Below are 13,509 nucleotides of genomic sequence, written 5' to 3'. Positions count from 1 at the left end.
GTTCAGGCCTCCTTCGCGGCGTCGGGAGAGAGGGCGTCACTGCGGCGCCGGAGGAAGTCGATGATGGTCGGCACCGTCGTCTTCGCCGCCGTCCGGCCGACGACCAGGCCCATGTGCCCGGCAGCCAGGCTCAGCTCGTGCTTGTCCGGCGACCCGACCAGGTCGATCAGCGGCGCCGTCGCCTCCGGGGGCACGATGTGGTCGCGCTCGGCCCGGACGGTCAGGAACGGCACCTGGATGTCACGCAGGCTCACCGGGTCGCCGCCGACGGTCAGCCGGTCGTTCAGCATCCCGTTCTCGCGCACCAGCATCCGCGCCGTCTGCCGCGCGGCCTCGCCCGGGAAGGGCACGTGGTCGTCGGACCAGCCGGTCATCGCCTGGTAGGAGGCGACGTACTCGTCGTGCCAGAGCTTGTCCCAGAGCGTCACGTACCGGCTCACCTCGGCGGTCGGCTTGAGCGTGCGGAAACCCTGCACGACGACGGACGGCGGCACGTTGCCGTCGCCCCCCAGGACGTCGTCCACGTCCATCCCGCCGACCGAGAAGATGTCGGCCAGCGGGCCCATGTGCCGGAAGTCGACCGGCGTCGCCAGCACGGTCAGGCTGCGCAGCGGGGCGTCGGGGTGGTGCGCGGCGTACAGCAGCGTGAGGTCACCGCCGAAGCAGTAGCCGAAGAGGTTCACCTCGTCGGCGCCGGACAGCTCCAGGATCCGGTCGATGCCGGCCGGGATGTAGTCGTCGACGTAGTCCTCGAGTCCATTGGCCGCGTCCCGCTCGTCGGCCTCGCCCCAGTCCAGCATGTACACGTCGAAGCCGGCCGCGAGCAACTGCTCGATGAAGCTGTTGCCGGGGGTGAGATCGAGGATGTAGCTCCGGCTGATCAGGCTGAAGACGATGAGCAGCGGCGGCCCGTACCGCACTCCGCCGGTCTTCTCGGGGTCGTTGCGGTAGTGCCACAACTGGGTGCGTCCCCGCTGCCAGACGACGTCCTTCGGTGTCTGCCCGACCCCCGGCCGGTCGATGCCGGCGACCAGCTTGATGCCGTTACGTGCCCGCAGGGCGTTGCGCTCGACGTCGCGGCGGACGCGGTCGAGCACCGACTGCGGGCTGGGCACCGTCGGCATGGGAGTCCTCCGTGCTCGGTCGACCGGGGGTCGGGATGGGGGAGCGGTTGGCGCGGCGCTCGGCCTCCAGTTGCAGGCCCAGGCGCCGGACCTCGCGGTCCAGGGCGCCGATCTGCGCCCGGAGCCGGGTGATGTCGCTGCCGGCGGGCAGGTTCAGCAGGTGCCAGGCGCGGGCCGTCAGGTCCCGCGCGGAACGCCGGGCGACGGTCTGCGCCCGGCGTACGACCGCGGCCCCGAGGGAGAACCCCGGCGTCCGGACGAGGCTCTCGGCGCGGGGCGCGACGGCCCGCTCGGCCGAATCGAACGCCTGACGCCAGCGCGGGGCGTCGGTCATCGCTGTCCCACGCCCTCGGGCACCTCGACCGACCGGCGGAGGATCTTGCCGGTCGGGCCCTTGGGCAGCGCGTCGACGATCCACAGATGACGCGGGTACTTGTAGGCGGCGACCCGCTCCTTGACGAATGCCTGCAGTTCGGCCGGCTCGGCCGACGCGCCGGGCTTGAGCGCGACTGCGGCGGCGACCTCCTCGCCGAGGTCGGGGTGCTTGATCCCGATGCAGGCGGCCTCGGCCACGGCCGGGTGCTCGTACAGGGCCTCCTCGATCTCCCGCGGGTACACGTTGTAGCCACCGCGGATGATCATCTCCTTCTTGCGATCGACGATGAAGAAGTAGCCGTCCTCGTCCTGGCGGGCGAGGTCACCGGTGCGGAACCAGCCGTCGGGGATCGCCTTCGCGGTGTCCTCCGGGCGGTTCCAGTACGCCTTCATCACGTTCTCGCCGCGGATCGCGATCTCGCCGACCTCCCCGGCCGGGGTGTCGTTGCCCTCGTCGTCGACCAGGCGGAGCTCGACGCCGCGGATGGGCGTGCCGATCGAGCCGGGCTTGCGCTCGGCATGCGGGTGGTTGAACGAGGCGACCGGCGAGGTCTCCGACAGCCCGTAGCCCTCCAGCACGATGCACCCGAACGTCTCCTCGAACGATCGCATCACCTCGACCGGCATCGCCGAGCCCCCGGACACGCACAGCCGCAGGCTGGACATGTCGTGGTCGGTCGCGTCGGGCTGGTGCAGCATCGCCGAGAACATCGTCGGCACGCCCTCGAACACGGTCACGCCGTCGCGTTCGACGACGGTGAGCGCCTTGCCGCCGTCGAACCGGGGGATCAGGGTCAGCAGGGCACCACCGAGGACGCCGGCGTTCAGCGAGCAGGTCAGACCGAAGACGTGGAACAGCGGCAGGCAGCCCATGATCACGTCGTCCGGACTGCCCTCCAGCAGCGTCTCCTGGGTCGTCCTGGCGTTGCTGTTCAACCCGGCGTGGGTGAGCTCGGCGCCCTTCGGCTGCCCGGTGGTGCCGGAGGTGTAGAGGATCACCGCCGTGTCGTCGTCCGCCCGCTCGACGGGGGCGGCCAGCGCCTCGTCCGCCATGAGCGCGTCGGGGAGGGCCGGTCCCACGGTCACCGCCTCGACGCCGACGGCCGAGGCCGCCTCCGACACCGGTGCCGCCGACTGCTCACCGGTGACCACCAGCCGGGCACCGGAGTCGCGCAGGTAGTACTCGACCTCGCGCGCCTTCAGCAGCGGGTTCATCGGCACGACGGCGGCGCCCGCGAGCAGGGCGCCGTAGAAGACGACGGGGAACGACAGCACGTTGGGCAGCACCATGCCGACGCGGTCACCGGGTTCCACGCCGCGCGCCCGGATCGCCGCGGCGACCCGCAGCGCGGCGTCCCGGAACTCGTCGTAGCTGAGTGTGACCTCGTCCATCCGCAGCGCGGGGTGCGGGCCCTCCTTCGCGGCGGTGTCCAGCAGGTTCTGCGCCAGATTCGTCATCGTCGACTTCCTCCCCCGGGATCCGGACCCGCCCCCTACCCCGCCCGACGGGTGATCTACCCCACGACCTGCCTACCCTGCGGGGAGTCCGCGCCGGGCGGACGACGACGAGAGGACCGCACGTGGCAGACCGCACGATCCTGGACATGTTCCGGCTGGACGGCCGGGTGGCGATCGTGACGGGGGCGTCGTCGGGCCTCGGCGCCGTCTTCGCCCGCGCGCTCGCGGAGGCCGGGGCGGACGTCGCCCTCGGGGCACGCCGGGTCGACCGGCTGGCCGAGACGGCTCAGGCGGTGGAGCGCGCCGGCCGTCGCGCGATCGCCGTGCGCACCGACGTCGCCTCGCCCGAGGACTGCCAGGCGCTGGTCGCCGCCACGATGGCCGAGTTCGGCCGGGTCGACGTCCTGGTGAACAACGCCGGCGTCGGCACGGCGGTGCCGGCCACCCGCGAGACGCCCGAGCAGTTCCGGCAGGTCGTCGACGTCAACCTCAACGGCTGCTACTGGATGGCGCAGGCCTGCGCCCGGGTGATGCAGCCGGGCAGCTCCATCGTCAACATCTCCAGCGTGCTCGGGCTGACCACGGCCGGGCTGCCGCAGGCGGCCTACGCCGCCACCAAGGCGGGCCTGATCGGACTGACCCGTGACCTCGCTCAGCAGTGGACCGGGCGGAAGGGCATCCGGGTGAACGCACTCGCCCCCGGCTTCTTCGAGTCGGAGATGACCGACACCTACCCCGACGGCTACATCGAGTCCCAGCTCGGGCGGGTGCTCGTCGGTCGCAAGGGAGACCCCGACGAGCTGGCCGCGGCGCTCGTCTTCCTGGTGAGCGACGCCGGCGGCTACGTCACGGGCACGACCATCCCGGTCGAGGGCGGCATGCTCACCAGCTGAGAAAGGCTCGTGCGCCCCAGGAGTCGCGCCCGCCCCGTGTCGGGTGCCGAGCGGCGACTACGGAAACCTAATGTGGCCGTAAGTAATCTCGGGCCTACAGAGGGTGGCGCACGTGCGGGACGTGGTGGGCGTTCGGACCGGGCCGATGACCCATCGGGAGTTCCTCGGACTCCGGCGGTTCGGCGCCCTGGACGGCCTCCGCGCCATCGCGATCCTGCTGGTGTTCACCGCCCACCAGCGCGGCGACCTCTTCCCGGTCTTCCACGGGGCCACGGGGGTGACGCTGTTCTTCGTCCTCAGCGGATTCCTGATCACGACCCTGCTGCTGCGTGAGGAGAACCGATCGGGAAAGGTCGACTTCACGTCCTTCTACCTGCGGCGGACCTTCCGCATCTACCCGATGTACCTGGGCACCGTCGCCTTGTACTGCGTGCTGATCCTGGGTCTGGGGATGGACGCGGGGCGGCGCGGCCTGTGGACCGACAACCTGCCCTACATCGTCTGGTTCCCCGAGCACCTGCCGTTCTTCCGGACGACGGAGATCTACCCGCCGTTCAGCGGCGCCTGGTCGATCGGGATCGAGGAGAAGTTCTACCTCGTCTGGCCGCTGCTGGGCTTCGTCCTGCTCACCCGGTGGAAACGGGCCCGCGTGCCCGCGCTGGTGGTCGTCGCCGCGTCGTCGCTGCTCACGAGCTTCGTCGACGCGCTGATGTTCCTCGCGCCCTACCAGCACCTGGCGTTCGGTGCGCTCGCCGCGGTCCTGCTGCACCGGGAGTCCACCTACCGGCTGGTGGCCACCCTCGGTCGCCCGTCGGTGCTGGTGGCCACCACGTCGGTCGCGGTCGTGCTGCAGTTCGCCTTCGGCACGGAGGTGTACTTCTACGGATCGCTCTACGGACTCCACGGCTTCGTGCTGGCCCTCGTGGTCACCGGCCTGGTCACCGTCCGCGGCACCTCGCGCGGCGTCGCCTGGCTGAGCAGCCGGCCGATGGTCTTCCTCGCGGCGATCTCCTACACCTTCTACCTGGCCCACGGCTTCGTGGTGAACGCGATCGAGATGGTCGTCCCGGAGGCCTGGGGCCGACCAGGCTCGGTCCTCTCCGGGAGCCTGGGCCTGTCCCTCTCGGTGGTCGTCTGCTGGCTGATCCACCGGATGTACGAGGAGCCGCTGCGCGCCTACGGCGTGCGCCTCTCCCAGCGGGTCCGGGAGGCGCGCGCTCCGCGTTCCCAGGAGGTCGCAACCCGGGAGCCCGTCGCAGCCTGAGGCCAGACGGAGAAGGCCTCGCCGGTCCCCGGTATCCGGGGCCCCTGCGAGGCCTTCGTCGTCAGCTGGTGAGTGCCCCCGGCAGGATTCGAACCTGCGCCCCTGCCTCCGGAGGGCAGTGCTCTATCCCCTGAGCTACGGGGGCTCATCCGTGTTGCAGGCGAGACGCTATCAGCTCGACAGGGTGCCCCCGAGAGAGGGCCTCAGGGTGCGGGAAGTGGTGTGCCACCCCGGGCGGTGAGCATGTCCGTCATCGTCTTGGTCTCCGCCGTCTGCGTCTCCGCTATCGCGGCGGCCAGCCTCCGGACGACGGCGGTCTGCCCATGGGCTTCGGCGTACTGCGCCATCTCGAGGCCGCCCTGGTGGTGCCGGATCATCAGGCGCAGGAACTCGACGTCGAAGGCGGTGCCCGAGAGCGAGCGCAGATCGGCCAGCTCCTCCTCCGTGGCCATGCCCGGCATGAGGCCGCCGTCCATGTGCATGTGCATGTCGCCCCCCATCCAGGCCATCTGCTCGCCGCCCGTGGGCGCGTAGCCCCACAGTGCGAGCCAGCCCTGCATGCGGCCGATCTGGTTCGTCTGAGTGGAGGAGATGTCGAAGGCGAGCAGGCGGACCGCAGGGTCCTGGCTGCGGTCGGCCACCAGATTGGCCATCTCCACGCCCTGCAGGTGATGGGTCGCCATGTCCCGGGAGAAGCCGACGTCGACCGAATCGGCACCCGGCGGGTCGGCCGAGGACCCCGCGCCGATGCCGAGGGCCACCGCGGCACCACCACCGAGCAGCAGGAGGCCGAGGGCGACGATCGCCAGCAGAACGGCCCGCAAGGGGCTCCAGCCGGGCGACGCGGAACTGGTCACCTCGTCCTCCGACTCGGTCGCTCGTGTCGATGCCGATGGGGTCATCAGGGGGCGCTGGACTGCGTCGCTTCGGTGGAGGCCGGGGCGGTGGTGGGCATGTCCGTCGGACCGGTCGGTGTGCTGCTCTGACCCTCGACGACGGGACTGGCGGCGAACGCAGGGTTCTCGCAGCTCGCGCCGACCTCGGGGTAGTGCCCGTCGATGTCGCTGTTCAGCGTCATGTAGTCGGCGAACTGCTTGATCCGCGGATCGCCTGCGGAGTCCACCTTCAGCTGGCGGTTCCACGCCTGGAGGCTGATCGGGGAGTCCAGCCCGGCGTAGGGCGACATCATCCGGTAGTTGTGATTCGTGACCAGCTTGGCGAGGGTGGCGATGTCGGACCCGGAGAGCTTGTCGGGGTTGTAGGTGATCCAGACCGCGCCGTGCTCCAGGCCGTGAACCGCGTTCTCGTGCCGGATGTCGACGTCGTAGACGGTCCCGGTGCAGTCGGCCCAGTTCGGATCGTGCGGTCCGCCGACCGGTGGTGACTCCTTGTAGGCGACATCGGTGGTGACGTGCTCCTGACCCGCCGCATAGTCGTAGCTCTTGGCGCCCTGGATCTGGTCGATCGACGTGACCTTGTCCGCGTTCGCCTTGTTCACCTTGAGGACGGCGTAGGTGAGGACGGCGGCGGCGAACACCGCGACGACGATCGCCGCGGCGATCAGCCCCCAGGGCCGCCGCTGCTGGGTGACCACGTTCGCCGGGGGACGGGTGCGCCCCTGACCGGAACGGCCGCCGGCCGTGCCCCTCGGGGCGGTGCCGCCCTTGCCGGTGGCGGGCGTGCGGTCCTTGGCCAAGGCCTCTCCTCGAGTCCGGGTCGGACGCGGGGCGCCGGCGTCCGGTCCCCGAGTCTAGGTGCGGAACGCGACCGCACCGGTGACGCCGGGCAGGCCCCGGGCCCGCCGGAACGGGGTCAGTACGCTCGTGCGGTGACACCCGAGCAGCTGCAGGCCCTCGTCCGGACCGCCGTGGGCGGGGCCGTGGACCGAGGCCTGCTCGCCGTCGAGGTCCCCGACGAGGTCGTCGTCGAGCGTCCCAAGAACCGCGAGCACGGCGACTACGCCACCAACATCGCTCTCCGGCTGGCCAAGGGTGCGGGCCGCCCGCCACGCGAGGTGGCCGACGTCCTGGCCGGCGAGCTGGGCGCGCAACCGGGCGTCGCCCGGGTCGACGTTGCCGGTCCCGGCTTCCTCAACATCACCCTCGCGCAGGGCGCGCTCGGACAGATCGCGGTCAACGCGGTGACGGCGGCCGGGGCCTACGGGCGCACCGAGGCCCTCGCCGGGCAGCGGTTGAACCTCGAGTTCGTCTCCGCCAATCCGACCGGACCGGTGCACATCGGCGGCACCCGGTGGGCAGCCGTCGGCGACGCGCTCGGCCGGCTGCTGGAGGCCAGCGGCGCCGACGTCACGCGGGAGTACTACTTCAACGACGCAGGCGCCCAGATCGACCGGTTCGCCCGCAGCCTCCAGGCCGCCGCGCAGGGCCGGCCGGTGCCCGAGGACGGCTACGCCGGGGCGTACATCAACGACATCGCCGGGCAGATCCTGTCGATCGACGGCGAGCTCCTCACCCGCACCGACGCCGATCAGCTGGAGACGTTCCGCACCCTGGGCGTCGACCTCATGTGGAACGAGATCCGCAGCTCGCTGGCCGACTTCGGGGTCGTCTTCGACGTCTACTTCAGCGAGCGCACCCTGCACGAGTCCGGTGCCCTGGAGAAGGCGATCGCCCGGCTGCGCGAGCAGGGGCACGTCTACGAGGCCGACGGCGCCGTCTGGCTGCGGACGACGGACTTCGGCGACGACAAGGACCGCGTCCTGGTCAAGGGCGACGGCGAGCTGACCTACTTCGCCGCCGACTGCGCCTACTACCTGGACAAGCGCGAGCGCGGCTTCGACAAGGTCGTGATCATGCTCGGCGCCGACCACACGGGCTACGTCGGCCGGTACAAGGCGCTGGTCTCGGCCATGGGCGACGACCCCGCGACCCACCTCGAGATCCTCATCGGTCAGCTGGTCAACCTGGTCCGCGACGGCGAGCCGGTCCGGATGAGCAAGCGCGCCGGCACCGTGGTGAACCTGGCCGACCTCGTCGACGCCATCGGCGCCGACGCGGCCCGCTACGCCCTGGCGCGGGCCTCGATCGACCAGCAGATCGACCTCGACCTCGACCTGTGGAGCCGGAAGAGCAACGACAACCCGGTCTTCTACGTGCAGTACGCGCACGCCCGGATCTCCTCGGTGCTGCGCAACGCCGCGGACCTGGGCCTGGCCCTGGGCGAGCCGGGCGACGTCGACGTCGCGCAGCTCGCCCACGAGCGCGAGAGCGACCTGCTGCGGGCGATCGGCGAGTTCCCGCGGGTCCTCACGGGCGCCGCCGAACTGCGCGCCCCGCACCGGGTGGCCCGCTACCTCGAGGAACTGGCCGGTACCTACCACCGGTTCTACGACTCGTGCCGGGTCCTGCCGCGCGGCGACGAGGAGGCGACGGCGCTCACGACCGCGCGGCTGTGGCTCTGCGCCGCCACCGCGCAGGTGCTGCGCAACGGCCTCGACGTGCTGGGCGTGCACGCACCGGAGCGGATGTGAACGCCCGTCCCGCAGGACCGGTGACCGAGGTGGGGCCCGTGCGAACCGTCCGGAGAGAGCAGTGAGGGCGCACCCGGCGGGGCCCCTGCACGGGAACATCACTCCGCCGACCGCCGCCGGCGCGCCCCCGGAGGACGCGGGCGCCCTCGACGCCCACGTCTGGCCACGGTCGGCGACGCGGGTCGACGGCGAGCTGCACCTGGGCGGGATCGGTGTCACGGAGCTGGCCCGCACCCACGGCACCCCGCTGTTCGTGCTCGACGAGCGTGATCTCCGGGGCCGCGCGGCCGAGTTCGCCGGCGCCTTCGACGGCGCCGACGTGCACTACGCGTCCAAGGCGTTCCTCTGTGGTCAGGTGGCCCGCTGGATCGCCGATGACGGCCTGCACCTGGACGCCTGCAGCGGCAACGAGCTGTCCCTCGCGCTGGCCGCCGGCTTCCCCGCCGAGCGGATCGCGCTGCACGGCAACAACAAGTCCCTCGACGAGCTCCGGCTCGCCGTGGACGCCGGGATCGGCCACGTCGTCGTCGACTCCTTCGACGAGATCGACCGCCTGCTCCCGCTGGCCGCTGCCCGGGTCGCGGACGGCGGCGCCCCGGTGCCGGTTCTCATCCGTGCGACGGTCGGCATCGAGGCGCACACCCACGAGTTCATCGCCACCGCGCACGAGGATCAGAAGTTCGGCTTCTCGCTCGCCACCGGCGACGCGCTGACCGCCGCCGTCCGGGTGATCCGGGAGCCGGCCCTGCACCTGACCGGGCTGCACAGCCACATCGGCTCCCAGATCTTCGACACCGCCGGCTTCGAGGCGGCGGCGCACCGCGTCGTCGGACTGCTCGGCCAGGTGCACCAGGCGACCGGCGAGGTGCTCGCCGAGCTCAACCTCGGCGGCGGCTTCGGCATCGCGTATCTCTCCGAGGACGACCCGGTCGCACCCGCCGACGTGGCCGCCAAGCTGCGCGCGGTCATCGCCGCCGAGTGCGCGCAGCTCGGGTTGCCGGTCCCGCGCCTGGCGGTCGAGCCGGGCCGCGCGATCGCCGGACCGGGCACCGTCACCCTCTACGAGATCGGCACGATCAAGCCGGTCCGGCTCGGTGCCAGCGGAGCCCCCGGGACGCCGCTGGTGCGCAACTACGTGTCGGTGGACGGCGGGATGAGCGACAACATCCGCACCGCCCTCTACGACGCCAGCTACACCTGCGTGCTCGCCAACCGCACCTCCGACGCCTCGCCTGCGCTGTGCCGTGTCGTCGGCAAGCACTGCGAGAGCGGCGACATCCTGGTGCGCGACCTGTGGCTGCCGTCCGACGTGCGGCCCGGCGACCTGCTGGCCGTGGCCGCGACCGGCGCCTACTGCTGGTCGATGGCGAGCAACTACAACTACCTGCTCAAGCCCCCGGTGGTCGCCGTGCGGGACGGCGCGGCCACCGAGATCGTCCGCCGTCAGACACTGTCGGACGTGTTCGCCCTCGACGCGGTCCTCGCGGACCTGCCGGCCCCTGCGGGAGCGCCCTCGTGAAATCCCTGAAGGTCGCCCTGCTGGGCTGCGGCACCGTCGGCAGCGCGGTGCTCACCCTGCTCGAGCAGCAGTCCGAGGACCTCGCCGCCCGCATCGGCCGCCCGGTCGAGGTGGTCGGCATCGCCGTCCGCCGGCCGGCTCACCACCCCGACGTGCCCGCGCACCTGCTCACCACGGACGCCGAGGCGCTGGTCCGCCGCGAGGACGTCGACCTGGTGGTCGAGGTGATCGGCGGCATCGAGCCCGCCCGCACGCTGATGCTCGCCGCGTTCGAGGCCGGCAAGTCGGTGGTCAGCGCGAACAAGGCGCTGCTGGCCGAGGACGGCGTCGCGCTGCACGCGGCCGCCGCCAAGGCCGGGGTCGACCTCTACTACGAGGCCGCCGTGGCCGGAGCGATCCCGCTGCTGCGGCCGCTGCGCGAGTCGCTGGCCGGCGACCAGATCCGCCGCGTCGTCGGCATCGTCAACGGCACGACCAACTACATCCTGTCCCGGATGGCCGAGACCGGCGCCGGCTTCGCCGAGGCGCTGGCCGAGGCCACCGAGCTCGGTTACGCGGAGGCCGACCCGACCGCGGACATCGACGGCTTCGACGCCGCCGCCAAGGCCGCGATCCTCGCCTCGCTCTCGTTCCACACGCCGGTGCACGCCTCCGACGTGCACCGCGAGGGGATCTCGTCGGTGTCGGCCACCGACGTCGCCCGCGCCGCCGAGATCGGCTGCACGGTCAAGCTGCTGGCGATCTGCGAGCGGGTGGACGCCGATTCGGTCGCCGTCCGCGTGCACCCGGCGATGATCCCGACGACGCACCCGCTGGCCGCGGTCGGCGGTGCGTTCAACGCCGTGTTCGTCGAGGCCGAGGCGGCCGGTGAGCTGATGTTCTACGGGCAGGGCGCCGGGGGACTGCCGACCGCCAGCGCGGTGCTCGGCGACCTGGTCGCGGTCGCCCGCAACCGGCTGGCCGGCGCCGCCGGGCAGGGCAGCACCGGCTACGCGAACCTCGCCGTCCGGCCGATGGACGAGACCCCGACGCGGTACCACGTGAGCCTCGACGTGGCCGACAAGCCGGGCGTGCTGGCCACGGTCGCGCACGCGTTCGCCGAGCACGAGGTGAGCATCTCCACGGTCCGGCAGAACGGCCGCGGGGACGCCGCCACGCTCGTGATCGTCACCCACAGCGCCCCTGACGCGGCGCTGTCTGCCACGATCGCCGCGCTGCGGGACATGCCCGCCGTCCGGGGCGTCACCAGCGTCCTGCGGGTGGAGGGGCTGTCATGAGTCTGAGAGCGGGCTGGCCGGGGCTGATCGAGGCCTATCGCGAGCGGCTGCCGGTCACCGCGGACACGCCGGTGGTCACGCTGCAGGAGGGGAACACCCCGCTGCTGCCGGCACCGGAGCTGTCCCGCCGCACCGGGTGCGAGGTCTACCTGAAGGTCGAGGGGCTCAACCCGACCGGTTCCTTCAAGGACCGCGGCATGACGATGGCCATCAGCAAGGCCGTCGAGGAGGGCTCCCAGGCGGTCATCTGCGCCTCGACGGGCAACACCAGCGCCAGCGCGGCCGCCTACGCCGCGCGCGCCGGGCTCACCTGCGCCGTGCTGGTGCCGCAGGGGAAGATCGCGATGGGCAAGCTCGCGCAGGCCCTGGTCCACGGCGCGCAGCTGCTCCAGGTCGACGGCAACTTCGACGACTGCCTCGCCCTGGCCAGCAAGCTGGCGATCGACTACCCGGTGAGCCTGGTCAACAGCGTCAACCAGTTCCGCATCGAGGGCCAGAAGACCGCCTCGTTCGAGATCGTGGACGTCCTCGGCGACGCTCCCGACATCCACTGCCTCCCGGTCGGCAACGCCGGCAACATCACCGCCTACTGGCAGGGCTACCGCGAGTACTGCGAGACGTCGGAAGCCCCCGGGCCCGCGACGCACACCCCGCGGATGTGGGGCTTCCAGGCCGCGGGCTCCGCGCCCATCGTCACCGGGAAGGTCGTCGAGCGCCCCGAGACGATCGCGACGGCCATCCGGATCGGCAACCCGGCGTCGTGGACCAAGGCGATCGACGCCCGCGACACCTCCGGTGGCCGCATCGACGCCGTCACCGACCGCGCGATCCTCGCCGCGTACCGGCTCCTCGCCCGCAGCGAGGCGGTGTTCGTGGAGCCGGCGTCCGCGGCGTCCGTCGCGGGGCTGCTGCAGGTCGCGGCCGCCGGGGAGCTCGAGCCCGGGCAGCGGGTGGTCTGCACCGTGACCGGGAACGGGCTCAAGGACCCCGAGTGGGCGATCTCCGGAGCCCCCGCGCCGCGGACCATCCCGGTCGACGCGGCTGCGGCCGCGGCCACGCTCGGCCTGTGACCGCCCCGGTCACGGTCCGGGTCCCCGCGACCAGCGCGAACCTGGGGCCGGCCTTCGACTGCGCCGGCCTGGCACTGGGCCGGTACGACGTGCTCGGGTTCGCCGTCCGGCCCTCGGGCCTGGAGGTGTCGGTGTCCGGCGTCGGCGCCGGGGACCTGCCGACCGACGAGTCGCATCTCGTCGTGCGCGCCTTCCGTGCGGCCTGCGCGGAGCTGGGCTGGAGCCCGTCCGGTCTGCAGGTGAGCGCCGACAACCACATCCCGCAGGGGCGGGGGATGGGCTCCTCGGCGGCCGCCGTCGTCGCCGGGGTGCTCGGCGCGTGGGCGCTCTGCCCCGACGTGGCCGCGATCGACACCGACGCCGTCCTCCGCTTGAGCTCCGAGCTCGAGGGGCACCCCGACAACGTCGCGCCGTGCCTCCTCGGCGGTGCCACGCTCTCCTGGACCGCGACGGACGGGGCGCGGGCGGTGCGGCTGGGCGTGGCGCCGGGTATCCGCCCCGTCGTCCTGGTGCCCGACTCGACGCTGTCGACCCACGTCGCTCGCGGGCTCCTGCCCGAGGCCGTGCCGCACGGCGACGCCGCCTTCAACGCGGCCCGGTCGGCGCTCCTCGTGCACGCGCTCACCGTGGATCCCACGCTGCTCCTCGAGGCCACCGACGACCGGCTGCACCAGCGTCAGCGCGGGCCCGCCATGCCCGGCACGCTGGCGCTGGTCGACCGGCTGCGCGAGCGCGGGCACGCGGCGGTCGTCTCCGGCGCCGGACCCAGCGTGCTCGTCCTCGCCGGCACCGAGACCGTGTCCGACGTGACCGGGCTCACTCCTCCGGGGTGGATCGCACTGCCGCTCGAGGTGGATGCCGACGGGGCAGAGGTGCTGGTCGGGGCCCCTGAGGTATCGTCTCTGTAACGAGGAACACGCTGGAACCAACCGGTGTTGTTCAGTCCGTGAGCGACGTCTAGGCTCACGGCGTAGCCGCCCACTCGGGCGAGCCTCGCGCGGGGCCGAAGCAGACGATCTCTCTTCGCCGCTGATCCGCC

At 72.2% G+C, this 13,509-nt stretch carries 12 protein-coding genes and 1 tRNA gene; 7 read left to right on the top strand and 6 right to left on the bottom strand.

Going from position 1 to position 13,509, the window contains the following annotated elements:
• Positions 1–2: 2 nt before the first annotated feature.
• Genes AC2H4J_RS14660 through AC2H4J_RS14650 form a run of 3 tightly spaced genes read right to left on the bottom strand, consistent with a single transcriptional unit; the run spans position 3 to position 2,957 of the window.
• Positions 3–1,124: an alpha/beta fold hydrolase gene (locus AC2H4J_RS14660; RefSeq protein ID WP_487465606.1), complete on the bottom strand. Its 1,122-nt coding sequence runs from the start codon at positions 1,122–1,124 to the stop codon at positions 3–5.
• Complete coding sequence (locus AC2H4J_RS14655; protein WP_487465605.1) at positions 1,045–1,458, bottom strand: hypothetical protein; 414 nt, start codon at positions 1,456–1,458, stop codon at positions 1,045–1,047. Before AC2H4J_RS14655 ends, AC2H4J_RS14660 begins: the two co-directional genes overlap by 80 nt.
• Positions 1,455–2,957 (bottom strand): long-chain-fatty-acid--CoA ligase, encoded by a 1,503-nt coding sequence (locus AC2H4J_RS14650; protein ID WP_487465604.1) that lies wholly within the window; start codon positions 2,955–2,957, stop codon positions 1,455–1,457. The genes AC2H4J_RS14655 and AC2H4J_RS14650 overlap by 4 nt, the downstream gene beginning before the upstream one ends.
• A gap of 122 nt (positions 2,958–3,079) precedes the next feature.
• Between AC2H4J_RS14650 and AC2H4J_RS14645 the strand changes: the two genes are divergently transcribed.
• Positions 3,080–3,850: an SDR family NAD(P)-dependent oxidoreductase gene (locus tag AC2H4J_RS14645; RefSeq protein ID WP_487465603.1), complete on the top strand. Its 771-nt coding sequence runs from the start codon at positions 3,080–3,082 to the stop codon at positions 3,848–3,850.
• A 145-nt stretch (positions 3,851–3,995) separates the two neighbouring features.
• The gene (locus tag AC2H4J_RS14640; RefSeq protein ID WP_487465602.1) at positions 3,996–5,114 is read left to right on the top strand and encodes an acyltransferase family protein; all 1,119 of its coding nucleotides are present in this window, start codon (positions 3,996–3,998) and stop codon (positions 5,112–5,114) included.
• A gap of 73 nt (positions 5,115–5,187) precedes the next feature.
• Here the strand turns inward: AC2H4J_RS14640 and AC2H4J_RS14635 are convergent.
• The 3 genes from AC2H4J_RS14635 to AC2H4J_RS14625 form a co-directional block, all read right to left on the bottom strand.
• A tRNA-Arg gene (locus AC2H4J_RS14635) sits at positions 5,188–5,259 on the bottom strand.
• 58 nt (positions 5,260–5,317) lie between these two features.
• Entirely contained in the window at positions 5,318–5,971 is a 654-nt protein-coding gene (locus AC2H4J_RS14630) for a DUF305 domain-containing protein (RefSeq protein ID WP_487465601.1), read from the bottom strand.
• 44 nt (positions 5,972–6,015) lie between these two features.
• Positions 6,016–6,810, bottom strand: coding sequence for a thioredoxin-like domain-containing protein (locus tag AC2H4J_RS14625; protein ID WP_487465600.1), 795 nt, complete (start codon positions 6,808–6,810; stop codon positions 6,016–6,018).
• 132 nt (positions 6,811–6,942) lie between these two features.
• Here AC2H4J_RS14625 and argS point away from each other — a divergent pair, with 132 nt between their 5' ends.
• The 5 genes from argS to thrB all read left to right on the top strand — a co-directional run bounded on the left by argS (position 6,943) and on the right by thrB (position 13,378).
• Positions 6,943–8,604: an arginine--tRNA ligase gene (argS, locus tag AC2H4J_RS14620; RefSeq protein ID WP_487465599.1), complete on the top strand. Its 1,662-nt coding sequence runs from the start codon at positions 6,943–6,945 to the stop codon at positions 8,602–8,604.
• Positions 8,605–8,665: 61 nt separating this feature from the next.
• The gene (gene lysA, locus AC2H4J_RS14615) at positions 8,666–10,123 is read left to right on the top strand and encodes a diaminopimelate decarboxylase (RefSeq protein ID WP_487465598.1); all 1,458 of its coding nucleotides are present in this window, start codon (positions 8,666–8,668) and stop codon (positions 10,121–10,123) included.
• Positions 10,120–11,400, top strand: a complete 1,281-nt coding sequence (locus tag AC2H4J_RS14610; RefSeq protein ID WP_487465597.1) for a homoserine dehydrogenase — start codon at positions 10,120–10,122, stop codon at positions 11,398–11,400. The genes lysA and AC2H4J_RS14610 overlap by 4 nt, the downstream gene beginning before the upstream one ends.
• Positions 11,397–12,470 (top strand): threonine synthase, encoded by a 1,074-nt coding sequence (thrC, locus tag AC2H4J_RS14605; RefSeq protein WP_487465596.1) that lies wholly within the window; start codon positions 11,397–11,399, stop codon positions 12,468–12,470. Before AC2H4J_RS14610 ends, thrC begins: the two co-directional genes overlap by 4 nt.
• Positions 12,467–13,378 (top strand): homoserine kinase, encoded by a 912-nt coding sequence (thrB, locus tag AC2H4J_RS14600; protein ID WP_487465595.1) that lies wholly within the window; start codon positions 12,467–12,469, stop codon positions 13,376–13,378. Before thrC ends, thrB begins: the two co-directional genes overlap by 4 nt.
• Positions 13,379–13,509 lie beyond the last annotated feature (131 nt).

The organism is Blastococcus sp. OS1-29 (assembly GCF_057628075.1).
The sequence above is the reverse complement of the archived record's forward strand: the minus strand, read 5'-3'. Positions and strand labels throughout refer to the sequence as shown.

What these genes read in the sequence shown, in the direction of transcription:
- AC2H4J_RS14660 (WP_487465606.1), bottom strand. Translation starts at nt 1,124, where the DNA reads ATGCCGACGGTGCCCAGCCCGCAGTCGGTGCTCGACCGCGTCCGCCGC.
- AC2H4J_RS14655 (WP_487465605.1), bottom strand. Translation starts at nt 1,458, where the DNA reads ATGACCGACGCCCCGCGCTGGCGTCAGGCGTTCGATTCGGCCGAGCGG.
- AC2H4J_RS14650 (WP_487465604.1), bottom strand. Translation starts at nt 2,957, where the DNA reads ATGACGAATCTGGCGCAGAACCTGCTGGACACCGCCGCGAAGGAGGGC.
- AC2H4J_RS14640 (WP_487465602.1), top strand. Translation starts at nt 3,996, where the DNA reads ATGACCCATCGGGAGTTCCTCGGACTCCGGCGGTTCGGCGCCCTGGAC.
- thrC (WP_487465596.1), top strand. Translation starts at nt 11,397, where the DNA reads ATGAGTCTGAGAGCGGGCTGGCCGGGGCTGATCGAGGCCTATCGCGAG.